Annotated in this window: 23 protein-coding genes and 3 pseudogenes; 11 read left to right on the forward strand and 15 right to left on the reverse strand. The window is 62.6% G+C overall.

The annotated features are described in order from the left end of the window. Positions 1 to 115 precede the first annotated feature (115 nt). From lptF to H1204_RS12435, 3 genes are read left to right on the forward strand one after another with little or no spacing between them, the layout of a single operon-like run. A complete protein-coding gene (gene lptF, locus H1204_RS12425) occupies positions 116 to 1225 on the forward strand; it encodes an LPS export ABC transporter permease LptF (protein WP_180728538.1) in 1110 nt (369 codons plus the stop codon). Positions 1226 to 1228: 3 nt separating this feature from the next. Continuing rightward, on the forward strand, positions 1229 to 2377 hold the full coding sequence (lptG, locus tag H1204_RS12430) for an LPS export ABC transporter permease LptG (RefSeq protein WP_180728539.1): 1149 nt from the start codon (positions 1229 to 1231) through the stop codon (positions 2375 to 2377). Between the two features lie 29 nt (positions 2378 to 2406). Further along, a complete protein-coding gene (locus tag H1204_RS12435) occupies positions 2407 to 2787 on the forward strand; it encodes a CbiX/SirB N-terminal domain-containing protein (RefSeq protein ID WP_180728540.1) in 381 nt (126 codons plus the stop codon). Between the two features lie 263 nt (positions 2788 to 3050). Here H1204_RS12435 and bla read toward each other — a convergent pair whose 3' ends face one another. The 7 genes from bla to H1204_RS12470 all read right to left on the reverse strand — a co-directional run bounded on the left by bla (position 3051) and on the right by H1204_RS12470 (position 10262). Further along, the gene (gene bla, locus H1204_RS12440) at positions 3051 to 3947 is read right to left on the reverse strand and encodes a class A beta-lactamase (protein WP_180728541.1); all 897 of its coding nucleotides are present in this window, start codon (positions 3945 to 3947) and stop codon (positions 3051 to 3053) included. Positions 3948 to 4084: 137 nt separating this feature from the next. Continuing rightward, entirely contained in the window at positions 4085 to 4852 is a 768-nt protein-coding gene (cobA, locus tag H1204_RS12445; protein ID WP_180728542.1) for a uroporphyrinogen-III C-methyltransferase, read from the reverse strand. Positions 4853 to 4879: 27 nt separating this feature from the next. Beyond that, entirely contained in the window at positions 4880 to 6193 is a 1314-nt protein-coding gene (locus H1204_RS12450) for a GTP-binding protein (protein WP_180728543.1), read from the reverse strand. Between the two features lie 19 nt (positions 6194 to 6212). Further along, complete coding sequence (gene cysD, locus H1204_RS12455; RefSeq protein WP_180728544.1) at positions 6213 to 7172, reverse strand: sulfate adenylyltransferase subunit CysD; 960 nt, start codon at positions 7170 to 7172, stop codon at positions 6213 to 6215. Between the two features lie 102 nt (positions 7173 to 7274). Next, a complete protein-coding gene (locus tag H1204_RS12460; protein ID WP_180728545.1) occupies positions 7275 to 8021 on the reverse strand; it encodes a phosphoadenylyl-sulfate reductase in 747 nt (248 codons plus the stop codon). Beyond that, positions 8018 to 8563, reverse strand: coding sequence for a DUF934 domain-containing protein (locus tag H1204_RS12465; protein WP_180728546.1), 546 nt, complete (start codon positions 8561 to 8563; stop codon positions 8018 to 8020). The genes H1204_RS12460 and H1204_RS12465 overlap by 4 nt, the downstream gene beginning before the upstream one ends. 19 nt (positions 8564 to 8582) lie before the next feature. Then, a complete protein-coding gene (locus tag H1204_RS12470; RefSeq protein ID WP_180728547.1) occupies positions 8583 to 10262 on the reverse strand; it encodes a nitrite/sulfite reductase in 1680 nt (559 codons plus the stop codon). A 236-nt stretch (positions 10263 to 10498) separates the two neighbouring features. On the opposite strand from H1204_RS12470, the gene H1204_RS12475 reads away from it, so the two are divergent. Together H1204_RS12475 and H1204_RS12480 are read left to right on the forward strand one after the other, a co-directional pair. After that, positions 10499 to 11440 carry a CysB family HTH-type transcriptional regulator gene (locus tag H1204_RS12475; protein WP_180728548.1) on the forward strand — a complete coding sequence of 314 codons (942 nt, stop codon included), beginning with the start codon at positions 10499 to 10501 and terminating at the stop codon, positions 11438 to 11440. Between the two features lie 70 nt (positions 11441 to 11510). Further along, positions 11511 to 12683 (forward strand): ABC transporter substrate-binding protein, encoded by a 1173-nt coding sequence (locus tag H1204_RS12480; RefSeq protein WP_180728549.1) that lies wholly within the window; start codon positions 11511 to 11513, stop codon positions 12681 to 12683. A gap of 68 nt (positions 12684 to 12751) precedes the next feature. Here H1204_RS12480 and H1204_RS12485 read toward each other — a convergent pair whose 3' ends face one another. After that, positions 12752 to 14140, reverse strand: coding sequence for a hypothetical protein (locus H1204_RS12485; RefSeq protein ID WP_180728550.1), 1389 nt, complete (start codon positions 14138 to 14140; stop codon positions 12752 to 12754). A 141-nt stretch (positions 14141 to 14281) separates the two neighbouring features. Here H1204_RS12485 and H1204_RS12490 point away from each other — a divergent pair, with 141 nt between their 5' ends. Next, positions 14282 to 14539: a hypothetical protein gene (locus tag H1204_RS12490; RefSeq protein ID WP_007582444.1), complete on the forward strand. Its 258-nt coding sequence runs from the start codon at positions 14282 to 14284 to the stop codon at positions 14537 to 14539. A gap of 13 nt (positions 14540 to 14552) precedes the next feature. On the opposite strand, the gene H1204_RS12495 is transcribed toward H1204_RS12490, so the two are convergent. The 6 genes from H1204_RS12495 to H1204_RS12520 form a co-directional block, all read right to left on the reverse strand. Then, positions 14553 to 15698 carry a Gfo/Idh/MocA family oxidoreductase gene (locus tag H1204_RS12495; RefSeq protein WP_180728551.1) on the reverse strand — a complete coding sequence of 382 codons (1146 nt, stop codon included), beginning with the start codon at positions 15696 to 15698 and terminating at the stop codon, positions 14553 to 14555. 29 nt (positions 15699 to 15727) lie between these two features. Next, positions 15728 to 16777, reverse strand: coding sequence for a sugar phosphate isomerase/epimerase (locus tag H1204_RS12500; RefSeq protein ID WP_180728552.1), 1050 nt, complete (start codon positions 16775 to 16777; stop codon positions 15728 to 15730). A gap of 102 nt (positions 16778 to 16879) precedes the next feature. Next, complete coding sequence (locus H1204_RS12505; RefSeq protein WP_180728553.1) at positions 16880 to 17845, reverse strand: substrate-binding domain-containing protein; 966 nt, start codon at positions 17843 to 17845, stop codon at positions 16880 to 16882. 203 nt (positions 17846 to 18048) lie between these two features. Next, positions 18049 to 19062 carry an ABC transporter permease gene (locus tag H1204_RS12510; RefSeq protein WP_180728554.1) on the reverse strand — a complete coding sequence of 338 codons (1014 nt, stop codon included), beginning with the start codon at positions 19060 to 19062 and terminating at the stop codon, positions 18049 to 18051. Further along, entirely contained in the window at positions 19043 to 20530 is a 1488-nt protein-coding gene (locus tag H1204_RS12515; RefSeq protein ID WP_180728555.1) for a sugar ABC transporter ATP-binding protein, read from the reverse strand. The genes H1204_RS12510 and H1204_RS12515 overlap by 20 nt, the downstream gene beginning before the upstream one ends. 13 nt (positions 20531 to 20543) lie before the next feature. Beyond that, positions 20544 to 21563, reverse strand: coding sequence for a LacI family DNA-binding transcriptional regulator (locus H1204_RS12520; protein ID WP_243468624.1), 1020 nt, complete (start codon positions 21561 to 21563; stop codon positions 20544 to 20546). Positions 21564 to 21916: 353 nt separating this feature from the next. Here H1204_RS12520 and H1204_RS12525 point away from each other — a divergent pair, with 353 nt between their 5' ends. The 5 genes and pseudogenes from H1204_RS12525 (at position 21917) to H1204_RS12545 (ending at position 25022) form a co-directional block, all read left to right on the forward strand. Then, entirely contained in the window at positions 21917 to 22570 is a 654-nt protein-coding gene (locus H1204_RS12525; protein WP_180728557.1) for a protein-L-isoaspartate O-methyltransferase, read from the forward strand. Positions 22571 to 22589: 19 nt separating this feature from the next. Then, a complete protein-coding gene (locus H1204_RS12530) occupies positions 22590 to 22913 on the forward strand; it encodes a rhodanese-like domain-containing protein (RefSeq protein ID WP_036003302.1) in 324 nt (107 codons plus the stop codon). Positions 22914 to 23213: 300 nt separating this feature from the next. Then, positions 23214 to 23569, forward strand: a pseudogene (locus tag H1204_RS12535) (DUF2844 domain-containing protein). Beyond that, the gene (locus tag H1204_RS12540) at positions 23566 to 23988 is read left to right on the forward strand and encodes a hypothetical protein (protein ID WP_180728558.1); all 423 of its coding nucleotides are present in this window, start codon (positions 23566 to 23568) and stop codon (positions 23986 to 23988) included. Before H1204_RS12535 ends, H1204_RS12540 begins: the two are co-directional and overlap by 4 nt. Positions 23989 to 23996: 8 nt before the next feature. Then, positions 23997 to 25022, forward strand: a pseudogene (locus H1204_RS12545) (DUF3443 domain-containing protein). A gap of 93 nt (positions 25023 to 25115) precedes the next feature. Here the strand turns inward: H1204_RS12545 and H1204_RS51285 are convergent. Further along, positions 25116 to 25217, reverse strand: a pseudogene (locus tag H1204_RS51285) (beta 1,6 glucan synthase); the annotation flags it as partial. Between the last annotated feature and the right edge of the window lie 70 nt (positions 25218 to 25287).

The raw sequence follows: 25287 nt of genomic DNA on the forward strand, positions 1-25287 counted from the left end.
TCTGGGCTTAGGATGAAAGCCGCAATTATCCGCTATTTTTCCCGCGGCGGCTGCACGAAGGCGTGACGGGGCTCAACCCCACTGCCTGTCGGAGCGCGCCCTCTCCTCATCAACCATGATTTTTGAACGCTCTCTCCAGCGCGAACTGGCGTATACGGCTGGCGCCGTGTTCATGGTTCTGCTCACGCTGGTCCTGACGACGATGATGATCCGCATCGTCGGCTTCGCGGCGTCCGGTGAAATCGACCCGCGCGACGTGCTCGTGCTGATTGGTCTGACGGTCATCGGCTACCTCGCTATCATGCTGGTCGCGACGCTGTTCGTGTCGATCCTGTTCGTGCTCACGCGCTGGTACAAGGATTCCGAAATGGTCGTGTGGCTCGCCTCGGGCGTAAGCCTCACGCGTTTTATCAAGCCGATCGGCCTGTTCGCGACGCCCATCATCATTCTGATCGCCTTCTTCGTGTTCGTCGGCTGGCCTTGGTCGAACCAGCAGAGCAAGCTGATCCGCGCGCGCTTCCAGCAGCGCGACGAAGTCTCGCTGCTCGCGCCCGGCCAGTTCCGCGAATCCGCTACGAGCCATCGCGTGTTCTTCATCGAGAAGATGTCGCCCGATCAGGGGCATGTCGAGAACGTGTTCGTCACGAGCACCGAGGGCGGCAAGGTGAACGTGGTCGTGTCGAAGAATGGCCACACGGAAACGCATAAGAACGGTGACCGCTTCGTCGTGCTCGAAAACGGCCGCCGCTATGACGGCGAGCCGGGCCACCCCGACTTCCGCATCATGGAGTTCGAGCGCTATGGCGTGAAGATCCAGAGCCAGCCGGTGGTCAGCACGCCGACCACGACGGGCACGCCGACGCTGGACCTGTTCCGCGATCCGACCCGCCAGAATCTCGCTGAATTCGCATGGCGCGCGGGCCTGCCGTTGATCGCGATCAACCTGATGCTGCTCGCCATCCCGCTCGCGCACCAGAATCCGCGCCGCAGCCGCACCATCAACCTCGTGATGGCCGTGCTGATCTATCTGACCTATTCGAACCTGCTGAACGTCGTGCAGTCGTGGATCGAGCAAGGCAAGATGTCGTTCGGCGTGGGCCTCGTGGGGCTGCATGTCATCGTGGCGCTGGTCGTCGCGTTCATTTTCTGGCTGCGGGTGCGCAACCGGCCGCTCTTCACTCGGGCGACGTTCAGCCGGTCGAGCCGTCCGGCGCAGGGAGCGTGACCCATGCGCATCTATGAAAAGTATTTCGCGCGTCAGGTTTACCTCACGTTCATCTTCATTCTGTTCGCATTTTCGGGTCTGTTCTTCTTCTTCGACCTGATCAACGAGCTGAACTCGGTCGGCCACGGCAATTACAAGTTCCAGTACGCGGTGCTGCGCGTTGCGCTGCAGACGCCGTCGCGCTTCTACGAAATCATTCCCGTCGCGGCGTTGATCAGCGCGATCTACGTGTTCGCGCAGATGGCGGCGAATTCCGAGTACACGATTTTCCGCGTGTCCGGTCTCGCGACGAACCAGGCGCTGCGATCGCTGCTGAAGATCGGCATTCCGCTCGTGTTCCTCACGTACATCATCGGCGAAGTGGTCGGACCGTACACGGATCAGTTGTCGGAGCGCGTGCGTCTGGAGGCGCTCGGTTCGTCGGTGTCGAGCAACTTCGAGTCGGGCGTCTGGGTGAAGGACACGCTGACGGCGCGTGCCGACGGCGAACAGGTGACGCGCTTCGTGAACGTCGGGCAGTTGCAGCCGGACGCGACCATCTCGAACGTGCGCATCTACGAATTCGATTCGAAGTTCCGACTGTCGAACGTGCGCATCGCGAAGTCTGGCTCGTTTCAGCCGCCCGGCCACTGGCTGCTGAAGGACGTTACGGACACGCAACTGATCGACGTCGCGCAGGACGCCAGCAAGCCCGCCGATGCGCTGAACCCAGTGTATCGCGCGAAGCAGGTGACGCTGCCTGAATATTCGTTGCGCTCGGAACTGACGCCGCAGATTCTGTCGGTGCTGCTGGTCGCGCCGGAACGGATGTCGATGTTCAACCTGTTCCGCTACATCCAGCATTTGACCGAGAACCATCAGGACACGCAACGGTACGAGATTGCGCTGTGGCGCAAGATTCTGTATCCGTTCGCGGTGTTCGTGATGCTGGTGCTGTCCTTGCCGTTCGCGTATCTGCATACGCGCGCCGGGGTGGTCGGCATGAAGGTGTTCGGCGGGATCATGCTCGGGATGAGCTTTCAGCTGTTCAATACGCTGTTCTCGCACATCGGGAATCTGAATACATGGCCAGCGCCGTTGACGGCGGCGACGCCGGGGTTGATCTATCTCGTGCTTGGGCTCGTTGGGCTCAAGTGGGTTGACAGGCATTAGGGCGTTTTCTCTGTTCTCTGCGAGGCGGTATGGGATCTCATGGCTTGGTGCTGTTTGCGCATGGCGCGAGAGATCCTCGCTGGGCCGAGCCTTTTGAGCGGCTGCGCGCCCGTTTGCTCGCGTTGCGCGGGGAGGCCGCTGGGCCGGTTTCGTTGGCGTTTCTCGAGCTTATGACGCCTGGTTTGCCTGAGGCTGTGGCTGCTCAGATCGCAGCAGGAGCTTCTGTTGTTACCGTTGTGCCAGTTTTTTTTGGGCAAGGTGGGCATGTTCGGCGAGATCTGCCGGTGATTCTTGAGCAATGCCGTAGCGCGAGTCCTTCTGTTGAGGTTCGGTGTGCTACTGCTGTTGGCGAGGACGCCGATGTTATTGAGGCGATTGCCAACTATTGCCTGCGGCAGGCTTTGGTTTGATTTTGGTTTTTTTGGATTTTTTGGTTTTTGGTTTGTCTGCGACGCTGCGGGTGGTTTGTTTGGGTTTGCGCTGGTATCCGCGCTATGCCTTCGTGCTTCACGCGTCGCCCCTGTGCGGGGCGACGCGTGAAGCAAGCTAACAAAACGCGGATGCCAGCTCAAACACAAGCAAAGCAAAGCAAACCAAACCGCCCGCACCGCGAAGGCGCCAACGCGGATGCCAGCAAAAAACCAAACCCACCCCCAGCGTCGCAGACAAAAAATCACTTCATCACATCAAACACGATCCGCGCAGCCTCAACCACAACTTCATCGCGCGGCAGCGTCTGTTTAGGCATCACACCAGTGAAATAGACAGCGACAACAAAAGGCGCCGCCGAAGGCGGATAAACGACAGCCACATCATTAGCCGTGCCGTAATCCCCGCTCCCGGTCTTATCGGCGACCAGCCATCCAGAACCCGGCACGGCAGCCCGAATCCGAGCCGCCCCGGTAACATTCCCAAGCATCCACGCCTTCAACTGCTCGCGTTGCTGCGGCCCGAGCACATCATCGGCGAGCAGAAGCTTCTGCACATCGAGCATCATCGCCCGTGGCGTCGTGGTATCCCGCATATCGCCCGGCACGGACGCATTAACCTCAGGCTCCCCACGCAACAGATCAAACCACTCATCCCCAATCGAAAGCGCGAACTGGTTCAACACTTCCGGTCCGCCGACAGCCGTCAGCAATAGTTTCGCCGCCGTGTTATCGCTGTGCTGCAGCGCCGCGGCACTCAGTTCGCCAATCGTCATGCCCTCGCCCACGCGCCGCTTCGTAACAGGCGAGTTCGCGACGAGATCGGCGTCATCGTATCGAACACGCTCGTCGAGCAGACTCCGTTCGGCCATGCTGCGCTTCAAAACCAGCGCAACGACAAGCAGCTTGAACGTGCTGCACATCGGAAACCGCTCCGACTCGCGATAGCCGACATACGACCCATCCGCCGTATTGAGCGCGGCGACACCAAGGCGCCCACCGCTCGACGCTTCCAGTTTTTCAAATCGCTCGCGCGCGGCGAGATTGACCGAGACAGACGAAGCCGGCTGCGCACGCACGCCGATCACGGGACCGGCCGCAAGCGCAATCAGTAAAGAACGACGCAAAGAAGAAAAAGGCATGAGTCCAGTTTGAATGCAAGCGAAAGGAAATCTTAACGCAACGCACGTGCCTGGCTCGCTGGCGCGCGGAAAAGACAATCGGCCGCATTCACTCACGCGAATGCGGCCGACCAATTGAAAACAGCGGCAATAGAACCTTAAGCGACTCGCAACTCAGCCTGACCTTGCTCCACAGCCGACTCAGGCTCGCTGCGCGCGACCCGCTCGGCAAACGCGTCGCCGATCATCAGCAGTGAGGGCTGCGACGCGTCGAGCCACAATTGCGCATCGCCAGCGGCAAGTCCATCGAGCGTCAGCGTCAACATGCGCTCGCGCGGCGTCGAGCATGCTTCGACAATCGCAACAGGCGTCGAGCCAGCACGCCCCGCGTCGATCAGTTGCTGGGCGATCTCGGGCGCACTGTCACGGCCCATGTAGAACACCAGCGAATCCGCGTTCACCTGCTCGCGAATTTCGGCGGAATCCGGCGCGCGGCTGTGCGTCGCGAGCGCCACACTGCGCGACACGCCGCGCAGCGTCAGCGAACGCCGCAGCGATGCCGCGCTCGCCAAGGCCGCCGTGATGCCCGGCACGACTTCATAGTCGATGCCTGCCGCTTCGAGCGCGCGCATCTCTTCATCGGCGCGCCCGAACAGCATCGGATCGCCGCCCTTCAGCCGCACCACGACGCCGTGCTCAAGCGCGGCATCGACGATCTGCTTGTTGATGAAGTGCTGCGCCGTCGAGCGCTGCCCGCAACGCTTGCCCACCGCGATCTTGCGCGCATGCGGCGCGTAGTCGAGCATCGCCGGCTCGACGAGCGCATCGTGCAGCACGACATCGGCGAGTCCCAGCAGCCGTGCGCCGCGAACCGTGATCAGGTCCGCAGCGCCTGGCCCGGCGCCGATCAGATACACCTTACCCATTTGCTCCCGCTCCGTCCGCTCTCGACTTCAAGCGGAGAAAGAACGAATCATGCCGGCCGCGACCGTATGATGCGTTGCTTCGTCGATCAGCACGAAAGCGCCCGTGCCCGGATGCGTGTCGTACTCGTCGGCGACGATCGGCTTTTGCAGCGTCAGCGACACGCGGCCGATATCGTTCATCGCCAGCTCATGACGGTCCGTCGCATGCGACAGCGTGTGCACGTCGAGCACCTGCTGGATACCGCCGATCCGCGCGAACACCGTGCTCGTGGTCTGCTTCAGCAGATACTTGCGGGCCGTCGACAGCGGCGTTTCGTCGAACCAGCACAGGTCCGCTTCGAGCTTCTTCGCCGGTTGGACGGCACCCGTTGCCAGCACGAACGTATCGCCGCGCGACACGTCGACGTCTTCCGCCAGGCGGATCGTCACCGTCTGGCCCGCGAATGCGCGGTCCACCTGCGCCGTGCCGCCCGGCACGGGCGCGATGATCTCAGCGACGGTCGCCTGACGGTTCGCCGGCAACACGACGATCGAATCGCCGAGCTTCACTTCGCCCGATTCGACGCGGCCCATGTAGCCACGGAAATCGTCGGCCTGGCTGCCGTCCTGACGCGCGACCCATTGCACCGGGAAACGCAGTCCCTGATGCGTCGGCAGTTCGACGGGCAGTGCTTCGAGCACGTCGAGCAGCGGCTCGCCCGCATACCACGGCATGCGCTCGCTCGCCGTCACGATGTTGTCGCCCTTCAGTGCCGACACGGGCACGAAGCGCACATCAGCGAGGCCAAGCTGGCGCGCGAGCGTAACGTACGCGTCGCGGATCTCGTTGAAGCGCGCTTCGCTATATTCGACGAGGTCCATCTTGTTGATCGCGACGATCACATGCTGCAAACCGAGCAGCTTGACGATCGCGCTGTGGCGCTTGGTCTGCGGCAGCAGTTGCGCGACACCGTCTTCGAACGTGACGCGTGTCGCGTCGACGAGAATGATCGCGGCGTGCGCCGTCGATGCGCCCGTCACCATGTTACGCGTGTACTGCTCGTGGCCCGGCGTGTCGGCGATGATGAACTTGCGCTTCGCGGTCGCGAAGTAACGGTACGCAACGTCGATCGTGATGCCTTGCTCGCGTTCGGCTTCAAGGCCGTCCGTCAGCAGCGACAGATCGATTTCGTCGCCGACCGTCCGCTTGTTCTTCGCGCGCGACAGCGCCGACAGTTGATCCGACAGCACAGCCTTGCTGTCGTACAGCAGGCGGCCGATCAACGTGCTCTTGCCGTCGTCGACGCTGCCTGCCGTGATGAATCGAAGTACGCCGAGGTCTTCAGGTTGATGAATGCTCATAATCTTCTTACCCCGTGCCTTAGAAATAACCTTGTTTCTTGCGCGTTTCCATCGCCGCTTCCGACGTCTGGTCGTCCATGCGCGTCGCGCCGCGTTCCGTGATTTCCGTCACGGCCGTTTCGGCGATGATCTTTTCCAGATCGTCCGCATCGCTTTCGACGGGGCACGTGCAGCTGATGTCGCCAACCGTACGGAAACGCACCAGCGCCTCTTCGCTCGACTCGCCTTCGCGGATCGGCGTGAGCGGCGTCACGGGCACGAGCAGGCCGTTGCGGCGCACGATCTCGCGCTTGTGCGCGTAGTAGATGGACGGCAGTTCGAGGTTCTCGCGCGCGATGTACTGCCACACGTCGAGTTCCGTCCAGTTCGAAATCGGGAACACGCGCAGATGCTCGCCTTGATGCAGACGCGCGTTAAACAGGCTCCACAGTTCCGGGCGCTGCGCCTTCGGGTCCCACTGGCCGAACTCGTCGCGGAACGAGAAGATGCGCTCTTTCGCACGCGCCTTTTCTTCGTCGCGGCGCGCGCCGCCGATCATCGCCGTGTAGCCATATTGCTCGATCGTTTCCAGCAGCGTGACGGCTTGCGCGGCGTTGCGCGAATCCGTCTCGCGGCGCAGACGCACGGTGCCCTTTTTAATCGAATCTTCGACGTGGCCGACCACGAGCTCCGCGCCGATTTCCTTCGCGCGGCGATCGCGGAAGTCGATCACTTCGTCATAGTTGTGACCCGTGTCGATGTGCACGAGCGGGAACGGCAGCTGCGTCTTGCGGTTCGCGCCAAGGCCGAACGCCTTCAACGCGAGCGCCAGCACGACGACGGAATCCTTGCCGCCCGAGAACAGCAACGCGGGTTTGCTGCACTCGGCTACGAGTTCGCGCAGGATGTGAATCGACTCTGCCTCGAGCCAGTCGAGATGGTCCATCCGGTTCGCCGTGACGTTCAGCGGGTTGACAGTCGAATCGAGCGTCGTGCTCATGTTCAGGTCCTTCGTTGGTTCGTGTCGCATGATCGGGTTCTCACCAGATGTGTGCGACACGAGAAGATTCAATCGAAATCTGCTTCTGCGTTCGCGTGCCGCTCAGTGGAGCGACGACGCGTTCTCGCCAATCACCGTGACAGGAATCGTCGTGATGTGCAGCCCGCATTCCTTCGTATCGCGCGACTCCCACCACCAGCGCCCTGCCCGGCTGTCTTCGCCGGGGCGTACGGCGCGCGTACACGGCTCACAGCCAATGCTCGGATAGCCGCGCGCATGCAGCGGGTTCACGGGCACGTCGAACGCTTTCAGGTACGCCCACACATCGGCTTCCGTCCAGTCGGCGAGCGGGTTGTACTTGCCGATATTGCGAGCGTGATCCTGCTCTTCCTCGTGCAGTTCCGCGCGCGTCACCGACTGCTCGCGGCGCTGGCCCGTCACCCACGCGCCGACTTCCGACAGCGCGCGGTTCAGCGGCTCGACCTTGCGGATCTCGCAGCAACGCTTGCGCAGATCGATGCTTTCGTAGAACGCATTCAGGCCATGCTGCGCGACGTATTCATCGACGGAATCCGCCAGCGGATGAAACTGCTCGATCTCGTAGCCGTAGCGCTCGCGCACGCGGTCGATCATGCCGAGCGTTTCCGCATGCAGACGGCCCGTGTTCAGCGAAAAAATGCCGATCTTCACGCCGCGCGACAGAATGGCGTGCGTGAGCAGCATGTCTTCCGCCGCGAGGCTGCTCGCGAGCTTGACCTTGTCGTGACGCTGCGCGATCGAATCGAGCAGCGCGTCCAGACGCTCGATCTTCGCTTGCAGCTCAGCCGTGATGCCCGTTGCGCTCGTCATACCGACGCCTTCTGCGCGGCAGCGGCCGCTTCACGATGACGAAAGAGTGGCGAAGGATCGTCGAACGCACCTTGATACTGGACAGTGAATTCGGTGAACGCCTTCAGCGCGTCGTGGATGTCCTTGTCTTCGCGCAGTGCGTACGCGTTGAAGCCGCAGCGTTCGTAGAAGCGCAACTGGTCGCGCAGCACGTCGCCGATCGCGCGAATCTCGCCCTTGTAGCCATAGCGCTCGCGCAACAGACGCGCCGTGCTGTAGCCGCGGCCGTCGCGGAACACCGGGAAGTCCACCGCGATCAGTGCGAGCTTGTCGAAGTCCGCGCCGATGTCGGCGGGTTCGCTGTCCGGCGCGAGCCACACGCCGATTTCCTGCGCGCTGCGCGAAGCCGTCAACTCGTCGCGCGACGCCTGCCACAACGCGAACGGGACGATCACTTTGCCAGCGGGCAATGCGCCGACTTCGGGCAACGTGCCGTCTTCGGCTGCGCGGATTACCGTGAAGTCGTCGTTGACGATTGCGCGGTCCTTGATAATCGATGCCATCTGCTAATCCTTGTTCCCGTTACGCGTGAGCCGGCTGACGCGATGCGTACACGCGTTCCTTGAACGGCGCGAGGCCGATGCGGTTGTACGTGTCGATGAAGCGTTCGCCGTCGATGCGGTTTTCGACGAACGTATCGATCACCTTCGACACCACGTCCGGCATTTCTTCCGCCGAGAACGACGGGCCGATCACGCGGCCGAGCTTCGCGCCGTCATGACCCGTGCCCTGCTCGCCGCCGAGCGACACCTGGTACCACTCGGAGCCGTCCTTGTCGACGCCCAGCACGCCGATGTTGCCGACGTGGTGGTGACCGCACGAGTTCATGCAGCCCGAGATATTCAGCGACAGGTCGCCGAGGTCGTAGACGAAGTCAGCGTCGTCGAAACGTTGCTGGATAGCCTGCGCAATGGGGATCGACTTCGCATTCGCGAGCGAGCAGAAATCGCCGCCCGGGCACGCGATGATGTCGGTCAGCAGACCGATATTCGGCATCGCGAAACCTTGCGCCTTGGCCTTTTCCCACAGCGCGAACAGGTCGCGCTTCTTGACGTTCGCGAGAATCAGGTTCTGTTCGTGCGATACGCGGATTTCGCCGAGCGAGTACTCATCAGCCCAATCGGCGACGGCGTCCATCTGCGTATCTGTCGCGTCGCCGGGCGCGATGTCGCGCGGCTTCAGCGAGATCGTCACCGACGAATAGCCCGACACGCGGTGCGGGCGCACATTGCGCTCGACCCAGCGCGCGAACGGCTTGCTTTCGAGCAGATGCTTTTCGAACGACGTGTCCGTGTCCGGCAGCTTTTCATACGCGGGCGGCGCGAAGTACTGCGACACGCGCGCGACTTCCGTTTCCGTCAGCGTCGACGGGCCGTCCTTCAGGTGTTGCCATTCTTCCTCGACCTGCTGCGCGAACTTCGCGGGCGACAGCGCCTTCACGAGAATCTTGATGCGCGCCTTATACAGGTTGTCGCGGCGGCCGTAGCGGTTGTACACGCGCAGCACGGCTTCGCAGTACGTCAGCAGCTGCTGCCACGGCAGGTCTTCCTTGATGATCGCGCCGATGATGGGCGTGCGGCCCAGACCGCCACCCGCCAGAATGCTGGCGACCACTTCGCCTTCGGCGTTCTTCTTCAGATAGACGCCCAGATCGTGGATCTGCACGGCTGCACGGTCTTCCTTCGTACCCGACACGGCAATCTTGAACTTGCGGGGCAGCCACGCGAATTCAGGGTGGAACGTCGACCATTGGCGCATGATTTCCGCCCACGGACGCGGATCGACGATTTCGTCGGGCGCCACGCCCGCGAACTGATCGGCCGTGATGTTGCGGATGCAGTTGCCCGACGTCTGGATGCCGTGCATCTGGACGGACGCGAGCTTGCGCAGGATTTCAGGCGTTTCTTCGAGCTGGATCCAGTTGTACTGGATGTTGGAGCGCGTCGAGAAATGGCCGTAGCCGCGGTCGTGCTCACGCGCGATCGTCGCAAGCATGCGCAACTGGTCGCTGCGCAGGTTGCCGTACGGAATCGCGATGCGGTGCATGTACGCGTGGCGCTGCATGTACAGGCCGTTTTGCAGGCGCAGCGGGCGGAACTCTTCTTCGCTCAATTCGCCCGACAGACGGCGGCGAACCTGGTCGGCATATTGCGCGACGCGTTCGTCGACGATGGTCTGGTCGTACTGATCGTATTGGTACATTCGGGGACCCCAGGGTTTGTTCGTCTCACACGACGCGGCGTTCCGGTTACGCCGCGCTTCGGATTCGTCTTCATCAGTCTGCTTTGAGCGAGACGGCGACCAGCCGTTTAGACGCATCGCTCATTTGCTAATGACAAAAACAGATATCCATATTGGAAAAACTGGACAAATCGTAATAAACTCGCCTTATATTTCAAACGACTAAAAAATTCTTTTGATATGCGGCGAGGTTATATATGAACCTGCATCAGTTCCGCTTCGTGCGCGAGGCCGTCCGCCAGAACTTCAATCTGACGGAAGCCGCCAAGGCACTGTATACAAGCCAGCCGGGCGTCTCGAAGGCGATCATCGAGCTGGAGGACGAACTGGGCGTCGAAATCTTCACGCGGCACGGCAAACGCGTGCGCTCGCTGACGGAACCGGGCCGGATCATTCTGGCGTCCGTCGAGCGGATTCTTCAGGAGGTTGAGAGCCTGAAGCGAGTCGGTAAAGATTACGCGGCGCAGGATCAGGGCAACCTCGTGATCGCCGCGACGCATACGCAGGCGCGCTACTCGCTGCCCGCCGCCATCGCCGAGTTCAAGAAGCGTTTTCCGAAGGTGCACCTTTCGATCCTGCAAGGCAGTCCGACCCAGGTCGCCGAACTGGTTTTGCACGATCAGGCGGACGTGGCAATCGCAACCGAGGCGATCTCGACCTATAAGGAACTGGTGTCACTGCCCTGCTTCACCTGGCACCACCTCGCCGTGATGCCCGCCGATCATCCGTTGCTGGAGCGCAAGCTGCTGTCGCTGGACGATCTCACGCAGTATCCGCTGATTACGTACGATAACGCGTTCGCTGGCCGTACCAAGATCAACGAAGCATTCCGCCTGCGTGGCCTGCACCCCGATATCGTCCTCGAAGCGATCGACGCGGACGTGATCAAGACCTACGTCGAACTGGGACTGGGCGTCGGGATTATGGCCGACATCGCGTTCAACGCCGAACGCGACCGCCATCTGCGCGCGATGCCCGTCGGCCATCTGTTCGGCAGCAATGTGACGCGCGTCGCGCTGAAACAGGGCGCGTATCTGCGCAGCTATGTGTATACGCTCGTCGAGCTGCTGTCGCCGAACATGAACCGCAAGCTGATCGAGCAGGCGCTCAAGGGTGATCACGAAACGTACGAGCTTTGAGGTTTTTGACCCGCCATACCTGATCCGATTAACAACGAACGGCCACGCTATCTGCCAGGAGATCTTTCGCATGTCGTCGCACAAGAACAAAATCAAACGCACCCTGATGCGTGCCGCCGCGATCGGCGCGCTGTTCGCCGCCGCCGCCGCGCACGCGGACATCAAGGTCGGCATCGACCTGTCGAGCACGGGGCCTGCCGCCACGATCGGCATCACCAGCAAGAACGCGATGTTGATGTGGCCGAAGACGATTGCCGGTCAGAACGCGCAGTACATCATCCTCGACGACGGCTCCGATCCGGGCAATGCCGTACGCAATATCCGCAAGCTGATCAACGAGGACCACGTCGATGTGATCGTCGGTCCCAACATCACGCCCGCCGCGATCGCCGCGCTCGATCCCGTCGCCGAGAGCCAGACGCCGATGATTACGCTGATTGGTTCGGCGAGTGTCGTCGAGCCGCAGGAAGGCAAGAAGGTCTGGGCGTTTAAGATGGCGCAGACGGACAGCGCGATGGCCGACGTGATGACGCGCTACATGTCGAATCACAACATCAAGACGGTCGGCTTCATCGGTTTCGCGGACAGTTACGGCGACAGCTGGCTCAACGAGTTCACGAAGTTCGCGACGCTGCGCCACATTCAAGTCGTCGCGACCGAGCGCTTCAACCGCACCGACGCGAGCGTCACGGGCCAGGTGCTGAAGCTGATCGCGGCGAAGCCGGATGCCGTGCTGATCGCTGGCGCGGGCACGCCGACGGTGCTGCCGCAGCGCACGCTCGTCGAGCGCGGCTACAAAGGCGCCATCTATCAGACGCACGGCATCGCGACGCCGGAGTTCATCAAGCTGGGCGGCAAGGATGTCGAGGGGACACTGTTTCCGACACAGCCGGTCGTCGTGGCGCGCACGCTGCCTGCCGATCATCCGGCGAAGAAGGCCGCGCTTGCGTTCGTCAACGCGTACGAAACGCAATATGGGCCGAACACCGTGACGCAGTTCGCGGGCGATGCGGCGGGTGTGTATCCGCGTTTGCAGGATGCCGTCGCGCGCGCGTTGAAGACGGCGCAGCCGGGCACGCCGGAGTTTCGCGCGGCGTTGCGCACGGAACTCGAGCACGCGCATGAACTGGTGGTGCCGAACGGCGTCGTGAATACGAGCGCGAAGGATCACGTCGGGCTCGATCAGCGGGCCAGCGTGATGGGGATTATCAAGGGTGGGAAGTTTACGTATTTGAGTCAGTGATCGCTTTGTGATCCTGGCTCGACGTAGCGGCGAACGGGGCGCGCGCCGCCCCGCCGCCTCGCGATCAGCTACGACAAAAAACTGATCGCCTCATCGATCACGCTGCGCCAGTCGCCCGTCAGCGTCTGACGCAGCGGCTTCAGATTCGCCATCCACGGCGACGTATCGCCTTCCACGCCCCAGCGCCATTCGCTTGCCACATTGAGCGGCACAATTGTCAGCTTGCCGAGCATCGCGCTCAGATTCGCGACGCCCGAATCGACGGCAACGACGGCATCCAGTTGCTCGATGCACGCAGCCGTCTCCGCAAACGATTTGATCCCCGGCCCGTACACGCTGATATTGCCCGACGGCATCCCCGCGAACTGCTGTACGGAAGGATGATGCAGGCTCACGAAATGCCGCTTCGCTGCGACGGACGGATGCATCACCAGATGATCGATTTCCGTCAACGGCAAGCTGCGGCGGATCGCCGAGCAGCGCATCACCGCGCCGACCTCATGCGCGTGGCGCTGGTTGCAGTCCCAGAAAATACCGACCAGCGATTTGCTCGGCTGCGCCGCGCGCAGCTCGCGCGCCCATGTGGCGGCGGCTTCGCGCTCCGCTTCAGGCGCGCGCAGATAAGCGGGGAAAAACGGCGACGGCAGCGGCACTTGCTGCGCGGCGAGCAGCGGCAAATGGAGCAACGTCGCGTGCAGATCGGGGGCGAACTCGCGAACCTGATTGACCAACTCTTCAGGCAACGCGTCATGCTGACGCAACGGACGCGGCGCGCTCACCACATGGCAATCCGGCAGCGACGCCTGCAACAGCGGATGCAACTGCGCATCGCACGTAATCATCATCTGCGCGCCTGCTGCCCGCCATCGCGCCACATTGGCAAAGAACAGGAACTGATCGCCGAAACCCATCTGATGCGTAATCAGCACGCGCTTGCCGCGCAAATCCTGTTCGCCCGACCACGGCGCAATATCGGCCGGCTGATAATTGCCGCTGTCGCTGTCATTGCGCGCGAGCCACGGTTCGAAGCCTGCGGGACGCGCGGTGCGCAACAACGCCTCGCCGTACAGATGCTCGGCCTTGCGCGCAAACCAGTCGCCGGCCGCGGCAGCCGTGCGCCATGCGTCGTGCAGCATCGGGATGCCGCGCTCGACGTCGCCCGACATCACGAGACTCTGGCCGAGGCTCATCTTGTAGTACGCGGGCTGCCACGGCAGCGCCGCATAATTGCGCCACGTCGCGACGGCATCGAAGTGCCGGCCGAGCAGCGTCAACGCATACGCGCGCCAGTTGACGAAATGGAGATCGCGCGGCTCGATCGCGAGCGCGCGTTCGGTATAGCTCAGCAGCTCGTCGTCACGCATGTCGTGCAGCAGCGCGACGCAGACGGCTCGCAGCTTTTCTATATCGTCGGGCGCGTGGGCGAGCGCATCGACTGTTTCCTGGACTGAAGGCAAGGCGGGCATTGTTTCGACGTTCTACGCAAATGGCGGGACATCCGCCGGATCGCGGCGCGGCCGCAGACCGGCGCGCGAGTATACGTCGTAGAATCATGCAGCAATCTTAAAAACTCAAGCACTGCACGGCACCATCGAATCATGCGCACGACCCGAGCCATCCATGCCGTCGAACGGCTGAAGACCCGCAGCGGCAATCCGCGCTTCGCGGCGGTCAGCCTGTCGGGCGGACTGTTCTATCTCGTCGACAAGTCGAGCGGCACGGACCAGAAGGTGTCCGATCCGTTGCCGCTCGATGACTTCGTCAAGTTCGTCGACGGTTTCGGCCCGCCGAAACCACGCAAGGCAAGCAAGCTCGATCTTGCGTTCGAAGAGCAGATCAAGCGCAGCAAGAGCTAGCACCCCGCAGCTGTCAGCCGTTCTTTACGCGCGTGTAGGCAAGCTGATCGTTGCTTGTGAAAACGGCATCGATGAAACGCAGCCCCGCGACGCCGTCCTCGACGGTCGTCAGCAAACGGCTTACGGACGGCAGAGGCAAACCCGCGTCGATGGCTTCGATCTGCAACGCCGCATCCTGGTAGAGCTGCGCGAACGCTTCGAGATAACCCTCGGGATGACCTGGCGGCACGCGCGTTGCGTGCCGCGCCACGTCGCTGCCGACGCGCCCGCGCGTGAGCCTTTGCGTCGCGCCGCCCAACGGCGTGAACAGCAGTTCGTTCGGGTTCTCCTGATCGAATGCGATGCCCGCCTTCGTCCCGTAGACGCGCAGACGCAGTGCGTTTTCCGCGCCGCTCGCCACCTGGCTCGCCCACAGCATGCCGCGCGCACCGTTGTCGTAGCGCAGCATCGCCTGAATATGGTCGTCGACCTGGCGCCCTTCGACGAACGTATGTAATTCAGCGGCGATCTCGATAGGGAGCATGCCGGTCGCAAACGCCGCCAGGTGATACGCGTGCGTGCCGATATCGCCAAGACATCCGGCGCGCCCAGCCTGCTTCGGATCGGTGCGCCACACCGCCTGGCGGTTCTCGCCCGTCAGTTCGATTGGCTTCGCGAGCCAGTCCTGCGCGTACTCGACCTGCACGACGCGCACCTCGCCCAACTCACCTGCTTCGACCAGCTCGCGCGCATGGCGCACCATCGGATAACCCGAATACGTGTGCGTCAGCGCAAAGAGCCGGTTCTTGTCGCGCGCGAGCTTCGCGAGCGCCTCGCCTTCTTCGAGCGTCATCGCGAGCGGCTTGTCGCAGATCACGTGGATACCGGCATCGAGGAACGCCGTCGCGACGGGCGCATGCAGATGGTTCGGCGTGACGATCGACACGGCGTCGATGCCGTCGTCGCGTGCCGCTTCGGCGCGCGCCATCTCGTCCCAGCTCGCATAACTGCGTGCGATGCCGAGTTCGTCGGCGCTCGCCTGCGCGCGCTGCGGGTCGGACGACAGCGCGGCTGCCACCAGTTCGAAGCGATCGTCGATACGCGCCGCGATCCGATGCACCGCACCGATAAACGCACCCTGCCCGCCGCCGACCATGCCCAGCCTGAGTCTTCGTGTCATCGCGATGTGCTCCTGTTCGACAGCCGGCGTCAAAGGCCGAGCACGCGTTTCAGTTGCGCGTGGTCCGCGCCGCTGCCCGCGAAGTCGTCGAATGCATGGTCGGCCACGCGAATGATGTGCCGCTTGATGAACTCGGCGCCTTCGCGCGCGCCGTCTTCGGGATGCTTCAGCGCGCACTCCCATTCGAGCACGGCCCAGCCCGGAAAATCGTTTTGCGCCATCTTCGAGAAGATCGCGCCGAAGTCGATCTGTCCGTCGCCCAACGAGCGGAAGCGCCCCGCGCGCTCGACCCAGCCGCTATAGCCGCCATACACGCCTTGCCGCCCATTCGGACGAAACTCGGCGTCCTTCACGTGAAAGGCCTTGATGCGCTCGTGATAGATATCGATGAACGCGAGGTAGTCGAGTTGCTGCAAGACGTAGTGACTCGGATCGAACAGGATGTTGGCGCGCCTGTGGTCCTTCACGGCCACGAGAAAACGTTCGAACGTCACGCCGTCGTGCAGATCTTCACCCGGGTGCAGTTCGTAGCAGACATCGACGCCCGCTTCGTCGAATGCATCGAGGATGGGTGTCCAGCGGCGCGCGAGTTCGTCGAAGGCCGCTTCGACGAGACCGGCGGGACGCTGCGGCCACGGATAGATATACGGCCACGCGAGCGCGCCTGAAAACGACACATGCGTGTTCAGCCCGAGACGCTGCGATGCCTTCGCCGCCCACTTCATCTGCTGCACGGCCCATTCGGTGCGTGCCGCGGGATTGCCACGCACGTGCGGCGCGGCGAAGCCGTCGAACAGCACGTCATACGCGGGATGCACGGCGACGAGTTGGCCTTGCAGATGCGTCGACAGTTCGGTGATGGCGACGCCCGCATCGGTGACGACGCCCAGCAGATCGTCGCAATAGTCCTGGCTCGACGCCGCCTGTTCGAGGTCGACGAGGCGCGGATCGGCGGGCACCTGAATGCCTTTGAAACCGAGACTCGCGGCCCATTGCGCGAGATGCGCGAGGTTGTCGAACGGCACCTTGTCGCCCATGAACTGCGCGAGAAAGATCGCCGGCCCTTTGATCGTTTTCATCGTGCTGCTCCCGATGGATATCTGCGTCGAACCGGCGCCGCCTTGCGCGTGTCTTTGTGACGATCACGCGAAAGGCGGCGGCGGGCTAAAGCACGTTTTCGATCAGAACGGCGAATCCGGGAAGTAGAATTCCTTCGCGTTCTCCTTCGTGATCAGCACGGAAGGAATGATCGTCGTGGCGGGCAGCTTGTCGCCTTTGAGGCGCGCTTCTGCCGTGAGCTTGATTGCGTCGTAGATGAACTTTGGCGAGTACGACACATCGGCCTTGATGAGCGGCGCGCCGTCCATCACGTTCTTGACCATGCCTTTCGAACCCGCGCCGCCGAACACGATCTTGATGTCGGTGCGCTTGGCCTGATCGATTGCCTTGATGACGCCGACGGCCATGTCGTCGTCGGCCGCCCAGACGGCGTCGATGTGCTTGAAGCGCGTCAGGTAGTCCTGCATCACCTTGAATGCGTCGTCGCGGTTCCAGTTTGCGTATTTTGCGTCGAGGATCTTGATGTTCGGATAGGCCTTCAGGACGCCTGTGAAGGCTGTCCAGCGTTCGTTGTCGAGGGTTGTGGGAATGCCGCGTAGCGCGACGATGTCGCCTTTGCCGTCGAGTGCTTTTGCCAGATATTCGGCGGGGATCTTGCCGAAGGCGGTGTTGTCGCCGGCCACGTAGGCGTCTTGTGCGCTTGTGTCCGTGAGACCACGGTCGACCACTGTTACGTAGACGCCCTTCTTTTTCACCTGTGCGACGGGTTGGGTGAGGGAGGCTGATTCGTACGGGAATATTACTAGCGCGTTTATTTTGTTGACCGTTACGAGGTCTTGCAGCTGGTTCGCCTGTTCCGGCGCGTTGGCTGCCGTTTTGACGATCACTTTCAGATCGGGGTGGGCTTTTTCCAGATCCGCCTTTGCCTTGTTCGCCCACCAGACTATGCCGCCTGTGAAGCCGTGATCGGCGGTGGGGATGGCTACGCCGAGGGTGACTTTCTCGTCGGCTTGCGCGGCGCCTGTGCCCAGGCCCATTATGCTCAGCGCCAGCATCCCGGCGCCAACCGCTCGAATCATCTGCTTCATGGCTATGTCTCCTGACTGGATGGTTTGGTTCTTTCGGTGTTGAAACGCTGTTGCGACTGCTGGTTTGGTCTGGTTTGGTCTGGTCTGGTTTGGTTTGCGCTGGCATCCGCGCTATGCCTTCGCGCTTCTTGCGTTGCCCCTATACGTTTGCCTTTTCGCTGGCATCCCACCCTGCCCCCGCAAAGGCAAACGCGCCACCTCAATCACCTCCGCCCCCGCTGCAAAAACGCGACAACAATAATCACAATCCCCTGCACAGCGGCATTCAAGTACACGCTAATAATGCTAGTGAGGTTAAGAATATTGGCAATGACCGAAAGCAGAACCGCACCGATGACGGTACCCACAACCCGCCCTTCACCGCCCTTGAGCGCAGTCCCGCCAACCACAACAGCGGCAATCGCCTCCAGTTCCCATAAAAGCCCGGTAGTGGGCGTCGCCGACCCAAGCCTCGGCACATACAAAACCGTCGCTACGCCAACACAAACCCCAAGCAACACATAAGTAACAATCTTCACGGTATCAACGCGAATCGCGGCATACCGCGCGACCTGTTCATTGGAGCCAATCGCCTGCACATGTCGCCCAAACGCCGTTCGATTAAGAATCAGCGCACCGCCCGCCGCGACGACGAGAAACACCCAGATCGGCACAGGCACCCCAAACAGACTCGCGTAATAAACCGGCCCATAAAGATCGGAAAGATTGTTATCGAGCGTCAAGGCACCACCGTCAGCAAGCCAGGTCAGCACAGCGCGAAAAATACCCAGCGACCCCAACGTGACGATAAAAGGCTCGATCCGCCCTTTGGTGATCAACAACCCATGCGCGCATCCAAACGCGCCGCCAAGCACAAACGCACTCGCAATCCCGATCAACACAATAGTCAGAGGCGCAAGCGCATGTCCGCCCGGCGCAGCGGCAAGCGCATTCATCAACCAGATCATGCTGCCCGCGATCAACGCCGCCATCGATCCAACAGAAAGATCAATCCCACCCGAAATAATCACAAACGTCATGCCGACAGCAATGATCCCAATGAACGACGTGCGCGTCAGCACATTCATCATGTTGTCGACAGTCGCGAAATCGCGATTGAGCAGCGTCCCCGCAATGCACAGCACGATCAGCCCCGCCAACGGCCCAAGCCCATGCAATCGATGCGCAATCCGCATCGCGCGCCCAACCGGCGCGGTGTCAGTGTGTGCCGGTCGCATGAGCGATCAACTCCTCTTCGGTCAGATGGTCGAGGCCAAGCGTCGCCTGCAGGCGCCCCGCGCGCATCACGGCCACGCGATGGCACAGGCCGATCAGCTCGATCAGTTCGGATGAAATGACGATCACGGCACGCCCTTCGGACGCAAGCCGGTGGATCAGAAAATAGATGTCGCGCTTCGCGCCAATATCGACGCCGCGCGTCGGCTCGTCGAGCACGATCACATCCGGATTGGGCTGCAGGAATTTGGCAAGCGCGAGCTTCTGCTGGTTGCCACCCGACAGCATCCGCGCGCGGCTGCCCAGATCGCCCGTGCGGATGCCGAAATCGCGTACGGCTTTGGTCAGCGCGTCGCGTCCCGCCTTCAGATCGAGCAGCGGCTTCGCATAGCGTTCGAGTGTCATCAACGTCAGGTTGTCCTGCAGGCTCAGGTTCACGTGCAACCCCTTGCCCTTGCGGTCCTCGCTCAGATACGTGAGACCGCGCCGCATCGCGTCGCGCGGGCTGTGCAGATCGGCCTTGCGTCCGGCGATTTCGATCGTGCCCGAGGTGCGCTCGCGCAATCCGATAATCGCCTCGAATGCTTCCGTGCGCCCCGCGCCGACGAGTCCCGCAAACCCGAACACCTCACCCGCGCGCACGTCGAAGCTCAGATCGTCGACCCACTCGGGCACGCTGAGATGCTGCACGTGTAGTGCGATCGGCGCGTTCTGCGCAGGCGGTGTCTTGTCGGGGAACATATCGGACAGTTCACGCCCGACCATCAGGTTCGCCATCTGCTGACGCGCGAGCAGCGCCGTCTCGCTGCGCGCGACGAAGCGGCCGTCACGCATCACGATCACTTCGTCGGTGAGGTGCTCGACTTCGTCGAGCTTGTGCGAGATGTAGACGATGGTCACGCCATCGGCCTTGAGCTTCGTCATCAGCGCGAACAGGCGCTCGGTCTCGGACGGCGTCAGCGTCGCCGTCGGCTCGTCCATGATGAGCAGCCGCGCGCGCCGCGAAAGCGCCTTCGCAATCTCCACCATCTGCTTTTCCGCGACGATCAGATCGCGCACCTTCGTGTCCGGATGCTTGTGCAGGCCGACCTGCTCCAGATAGCGCTTCGCTTCGCTACGCATCGCCGTGTCGTCGACGAACAGGCCCTTGCGCTTCTCGTGGCCGAGATACATGTTCTGCGCAATCGTCAGATGCTCGGCGAGATTGAACTCCTGGTGAATCAGCACGATGCCCGCGGCTTCCGCATCGCGCGAGCCATCAAAACGCTGCACGTGGCCGTCGATCAGCACCGTGCCTTCCGTAGCCGTCTCGTAGCCCGCGAGGATTTTCATCAGCGTCGACTTGCCCGCGCCGTTCTCTCCGAGCAGCCCGTAGATGCGCCCCGGCGCGAGATCGAAGCTCACGCCGTGCAGCACGCGCACGGGGCCGAAGTCTTTGCGGATATCGTCGAATCGGACGGCGAGGCTCATCGCGGCTTCCCTCTCAAGCGCTCTTTCTGACCACGAGCCGATGCGGCAGCAGCACGCCCGGCACCGTGTCACGCGGATTCGCCAGCCGTTGCAGCAGCAGGCGCGCGGCCGTCTCGCCGAGTTCGCGCATCGGCTGCGCGATCGTCGTCAAGGGCGGATCGATCTGCGCTGCAAGCGAAATGTCGTCGAAACCCGCGACGGCGACATCGTCGGGCACGCGCTTGCCGACACTGCGCAAGCCCGCGATCACGCCGATCGCCAACGTGTCCGACACGGCGAAGATGGCCGTCGGCGCGTCGGCGTGCGTCATCAGCAGCGCGGCCGCCGAGGCGCCCGCTTCGTAGTCGAGGCTGTTCACGTTCTGGCGCCAGCGTTCGTCGGCCGCGATGCCCGCGTCGCGCAATGCGTCCAGATAGCCTTGCTGGCGCTGTTGCGCGTACAGGTAGTGATCGTCGGAATTGATCAGCGCGATGCGCCGGTGACCGCGCGCCAGCAGATGGCGCACGGCGTCGCCCGCCGCGCGGTAGTTGTCGATGCCGACGTACGGCACGCCCACGGACGAATCGAACTCGCAACACGCCACCCACGGCAGTGCGTTCGATTCCTCGGCAAGCGCCTGTTGCACGGTAGCCGGGTCGAGGCAGATCGCGCCGTCCGCCCGGCGGCGGCGCAGCAGGTCGAAATAGCTGCGCTCGCGGCCAGCATCCGCGCCCGTGTCGCACAGCAGCATGAAATAGCCGTGCTGGCGTGCCACGGAATCGATGCCGCGAATGACTTCCGCATAGAACGGGTTGCCGACGTCGGGGACCATCGTCAGCAGCAGACGGCTTTCGGCCGTGCGCAGATTGCGCGCCAGTTCGTTCACGCGGTAGCCGCTCGTCGCGACGGCGGCGAGCACCTTGTCGCGCGTCGCGGGGCGCACGTTCGAATGCCCGTTCAGCACGCGCGACACCGTCGCCACGGACACACCCGCCTGCTCGGCGACGCCCGCAATCGACAGCCCTTCCGATGCGGCGCGTGCCGAGCCCCGCATATCGGGCTCGGCCGCGCCGGACGGCTGTGCTTGCGGGTCACGTTGCGACGGTTTGTCCACCGGTTCTTGCCCCGAAAATGTAATCGATTACATTTTTGGTCGACACGGACGCGAATCGCAAGTGTCATCTCGTAGGGACTTTCACCGAGACGCAGTGCGCAACGAAATCCGTCTGCCCGCAGCGGACCTGCCCGCAACAGGGCAGCATCGGCGCGTGGTTTGGTACAATTTCGCAGTTAACCTGGTGACACCCGGCAGTAACAGGGCAGTAACAGCCCAGGCAACATCCAATGGGAGCAGTGGTCCCCCAATACACCCGCTGCCCGCGTCTCAACCACACCGCCGAATTGATCATGAACATCGAACAAGCGCGTTTCAACATGATTGAACAGCAAATCCGTCCGTGGGAAGTGCTCGACCAGGACGTGCTGAATCTGCTGTCGATCGTCAAGCGTGAGAACTTCGTGCCCGCCGCGTATCGCGAGCTGGCGTTCGTCGATTTCGAAATTCCGCTTCCTGCCGGCCAGCACATGCTCGCGCCGCGCATCGAGGCGCGCGTGCTGCAGGAACTGGCGGTGAAGAAGCACGAGAGCGTGCTGGAGATCGGCGCAGGCTCGGGTTACATGGCCGCGCTGCTCGCGCATCGCGCGCAGCATGTGCTGACGGTCGACATCGAGCCGGAACTGGCCGGGCTGGCAAAGGCGAACCTCGCGGCGAACGGCGTGCTGAACGCCGAAGTCGCGACGGGCGACGGCGCGCGCGGCTGGGGCGCGGCTGCCCCGTACGACGTGATCTGCGTGTCGGGCGGTCTGCCCGTGCTGCCGCAGGAAATCCTCGAGCATCTGAAGGTGGGCGGCCGTCTTGCCGCGTTCGTCGGCACCGCGCCCGTCATGAAGGCGCAGATCATCACGCGCGTTGACGAGAAGCAGTTCCGTATCGCCGACGTGTTCGAAACCTACGTCGAGCCGCTGCAGAACGCCGTGCACGCGCCGCGCTTCAAGTTCTAGGTACCACGCGAGACCCACGATGCAAAACCTGACCGCTTCCGCCCTCGCCGAATGGCTCGCTGATCAATCCCGCCCGGCGCCCGTGCTGCTCGACGTGCGCGAGCCGTGGGAAATCGAAACGGCGAAGATCGCCGGCAGCGTGTCGATTCCGATGCGCGAGATTCCCGCGCGCAGCGAAGAACTCGACGATGACGTGCAGATCGTCTGCATCTGCCATCACGGCGCGCGCAGCGCGCAAGTCGCGATGTTCCTCGAATCGCGCGGCCACAAGGACGTGTTCAACCTGTATGGCGGCATCGACGCATGGTCGCGCCAGGTCGATCCTTCCGTGCCGACTTATTGAGCGTCTTTCGCGTCACTTTGCTGCATTGACGCGCCGGTGATTCACCGGCGCGTTTTTGTTTGTGCGTTCAGTTTTGCTCTGCGGCACACTGCATCAGATGTTTCCTTCGTAGATTCAGAAATCTCAGACGCGAACCAGGAACATTACTACGCCATCCTGATTATCCATCGAACAACATAGCGTGTTTCCTTTCAAGGGCACGACATCATGAAGTCGATCAGGATCGTGGGGATGTTGGCGTTGCTGTCGCCAGTCGTCTGCCACGCAACACTCGGCGCAGCGCCGTCGCCGGATGCGCGCATGCCGCAGCCCGCGCTGCGCGCCGCCGCTTCCGGTGCGACGTCTTCGCCGTCCTATACCGTTCACGAATCCAGAACCGCCGATGGTGTCACGGTCCGCGAATATGCTTCGCCTGCGAACGTCGTCTTCGCGGTCACGTGGCAAGGGCCGACACGTCCGACATGCGGGCGCTGCTCGGCAGCTACTTCCCCAACTTCGTCAATGCAGGACAAAGCCACGCGCGTGGCACGGGTCCTCTGATCGGGCGCGACGGAGAACTGCAGATCGAATCGGTCGGACATCAGGGCGCCTTCGCGGGCCGCGCCTACGTGCCGCGGCTCGTGCCTGCCACGGTGAAGGTGGAGGATCTGCAATGAAGCCGTTCTTTTCGCATTGCGCTTCCAGTAGCCCGCTTCTCGTCGTGCTGCTCGCGGCCAGCGTCGCGCTGACCGCTTGCGGCGGCGGAGGCGGAGACGACAACGGCTCCGGACAGCCCGTGACCAATAACGCGCCCGTCAAGCCGGCGGGGACGGCCGTCGTCCCCGCCGGTGCCAGTATGCCTTCCGGCGCCAGCACGCCTTCCGGTGCCAGCGCGGCTCAACCCGCGAGCGCGCCTGAGACCGCCAGTACGCCATCGGCAGCGAGCACGCCTGCCGCCGTCACGCCAGCCAGTGAGGCGGGCACACCCGCCAGCAACGACACGCCGCCCGCCCCCGTCGCCGACAACACCGTGCCGATCAGCGTCAACTTCGACGACACGGTCGGAAGAGTCGTGAACATGCCTACGACAGCGTGACGTTCTGCGTGCCGGGCAAGCAAGGCGCGTCACAGTGCGCGACCGTCGATCACATGCTGCTCGATACAGGTTCGGTCGGCGTGCGCGTCATCGCATCGGCGCTAGGCTCGGCGTTCCCGGGCAAGCTGCCGATGCAGACAGGCGCCACCAACGACAGCACGGGCAAAGCAGCCATCACGCAGTGTGCGCTGTTCGCGTCGGGCTATACGTGGGGTTCTACGCGAAGCGCCGATGTCACGATCGGCAAAAAGACGGCGAGCGGCATTCCAGTTCAGGTGATCGGCGATAGCACGTACGCGGCATGGGTGCCCAACGACTGCACGCCGCGTGGACGAGGCTTGAACACGGTCGCTGATCTGGGGGCGAACGGGATCATCGGCATTGGGCATCTGGCGCGCGACTGCCCCGAAGCCGCACAGACCCCGCAGGTCGCGAATTACTACTACTGCCCGACGCCCTGGTCCTGCACGGCTGCGAGCGTACCGCTCGACAGGTAGACTGCGAACCCCGTCCCCGCCTTCGCCACCGACAACAACGGCACGATCATCCGCCTGCCCGCACTTCCACCGATGGGTCAGGCGAGCGTCACAGGCGAACTGGTGTTCGGTATCGGCACGCGTGACAACAATGCGTTGCCCGCCAGGCCGACCATCCTCGTCGTGGGAGATCGCGGGGATTTCACGACCAGCTACAAGACGCGCGCGATGATGAGTGTTATCGATAGCGGCTCGAATGGCCTGTTCTTCCCGGATGCGTCGTTGCCTGTGCAGAACTACTGGTTCGCCCCTGCCGCCGTACAAAGCCTGAGCGCGACGGCCTTCTCGAATACAGGCAACACACAATCGACGATTCCGTTCTCGATCGCCAATGCGTCGACGCTGTTCAACCTGGGTTATGCCGCGCACGACAACCTCGGCGCTCCGATGAGCAGCATGTTCCTGTGGGGCTTGCCGTTCTTCTACGGCCGCGACGTCTACACGGCGTTGAGCGGCATGCAGGCCGGCCCGCAAACGGGGCCTTACGTGGCGTTCTAAACGGCCACTGGCTCTGCCAGAAGCGGCACTAACAAAAACGGCGGACAGGTCACAACTCTGTCCGCCGTTTTCCATTACGCGGGCCACGCTCAATCAGCTTCCTTCGCCCGCCGGGCGGAACAGCTCATCGATCTGCGCCTCGCCGATGATGAGCGGCGGAGAGAACGCCAGCAAATCGCCCGTCTAGCGCGCCATCGCGCGGCTCCAACTCCACCCGCCGACCAGCCCCACTCAACTGTCTTTTCAACATAGCCAGTCGCACGTC

The organism is Paraburkholderia sp. PGU19 (assembly GCF_013426915.1).
Taxonomy (GTDB): Bacteria; Pseudomonadota; Gammaproteobacteria; order Burkholderiales; family Burkholderiaceae; genus Paraburkholderia.

Excerpts from the sequence above, each read along its gene's own strand:
- lptF (WP_180728538.1), top strand. The coding sequence starts at position 116 with ATGATTTTTGAACGCTCTCTCCAGCGCGAACTGGCGTATACGGCTGGC.
- lptG (WP_180728539.1), top strand. The coding sequence starts at position 1,229 with ATGCGCATCTATGAAAAGTATTTCGCGCGTCAGGTTTACCTCACGTTC.
- H1204_RS12435 (WP_180728540.1), top strand. The coding sequence starts at position 2,407 with ATGGGATCTCATGGCTTGGTGCTGTTTGCGCATGGCGCGAGAGATCCT.
- bla (WP_180728541.1), bottom strand. The coding sequence starts at position 3,947 with ATGCCTTTTTCTTCTTTGCGTCGTTCTTTACTGATTGCGCTTGCGGCC.
- cobA (WP_180728542.1), bottom strand. The coding sequence starts at position 4,852 with ATGGGTAAGGTGTATCTGATCGGCGCCGGGCCAGGCGCTGCGGACCTG.
- H1204_RS12450 (WP_180728543.1), bottom strand. The coding sequence starts at position 6,193 with ATGAGCATTCATCAACCTGAAGACCTCGGCGTACTTCGATTCATCACG.
- cysD (WP_180728544.1), bottom strand. The coding sequence starts at position 7,172 with ATGAGCACGACGCTCGATTCGACTGTCAACCCGCTGAACGTCACGGCG.
- H1204_RS12460 (WP_180728545.1), bottom strand. The coding sequence starts at position 8,021 with ATGACGAGCGCAACGGGCATCACGGCTGAGCTGCAAGCGAAGATCGAG.
- H1204_RS12465 (WP_180728546.1), bottom strand. The coding sequence starts at position 8,563 with ATGGCATCGATTATCAAGGACCGCGCAATCGTCAACGACGACTTCACG.
- H1204_RS12470 (WP_180728547.1), bottom strand. The coding sequence starts at position 10,262 with ATGTACCAATACGATCAGTACGACCAGACCATCGTCGACGAACGCGTC.
- H1204_RS12475 (WP_180728548.1), top strand. The coding sequence starts at position 10,499 with ATGAACCTGCATCAGTTCCGCTTCGTGCGCGAGGCCGTCCGCCAGAAC.
- H1204_RS12480 (WP_180728549.1), top strand. The coding sequence starts at position 11,511 with ATGTCGTCGCACAAGAACAAAATCAAACGCACCCTGATGCGTGCCGCC.
- H1204_RS12490 (WP_007582444.1), top strand. The coding sequence starts at position 14,282 with ATGCGCACGACCCGAGCCATCCATGCCGTCGAACGGCTGAAGACCCGC.
- H1204_RS12495 (WP_180728551.1), bottom strand. The coding sequence starts at position 15,698 with ATGACACGAAGACTCAGGCTGGGCATGGTCGGCGGCGGGCAGGGTGCG.
- H1204_RS12500 (WP_180728552.1), bottom strand. The coding sequence starts at position 16,777 with ATGAAAACGATCAAAGGGCCGGCGATCTTTCTCGCGCAGTTCATGGGC.
- H1204_RS12505 (WP_180728553.1), bottom strand. The coding sequence starts at position 17,845 with ATGAAGCAGATGATTCGAGCGGTTGGCGCCGGGATGCTGGCGCTGAGC.
- H1204_RS12510 (WP_180728554.1), bottom strand. The coding sequence starts at position 19,062 with ATGCGACCGGCACACACTGACACCGCGCCGGTTGGGCGCGCGATGCGG.
- H1204_RS12515 (WP_180728555.1), bottom strand. The coding sequence starts at position 20,530 with ATGAGCCTCGCCGTCCGATTCGACGATATCCGCAAAGACTTCGGCCCC.
- H1204_RS12520 (WP_243468624.1), bottom strand. The coding sequence starts at position 21,563 with ATGCGGGGCTCGGCACGCGCCGCATCGGAAGGGCTGTCGATTGCGGGC.
- H1204_RS12525 (WP_180728557.1), top strand. The coding sequence starts at position 21,917 with ATGAACATCGAACAAGCGCGTTTCAACATGATTGAACAGCAAATCCGT.
- H1204_RS12530 (WP_036003302.1), top strand. The coding sequence starts at position 22,590 with ATGCAAAACCTGACCGCTTCCGCCCTCGCCGAATGGCTCGCTGATCAA.
- H1204_RS12540 (WP_180728558.1), top strand. The coding sequence starts at position 23,566 with ATGAAGCCGTTCTTTTCGCATTGCGCTTCCAGTAGCCCGCTTCTCGTC.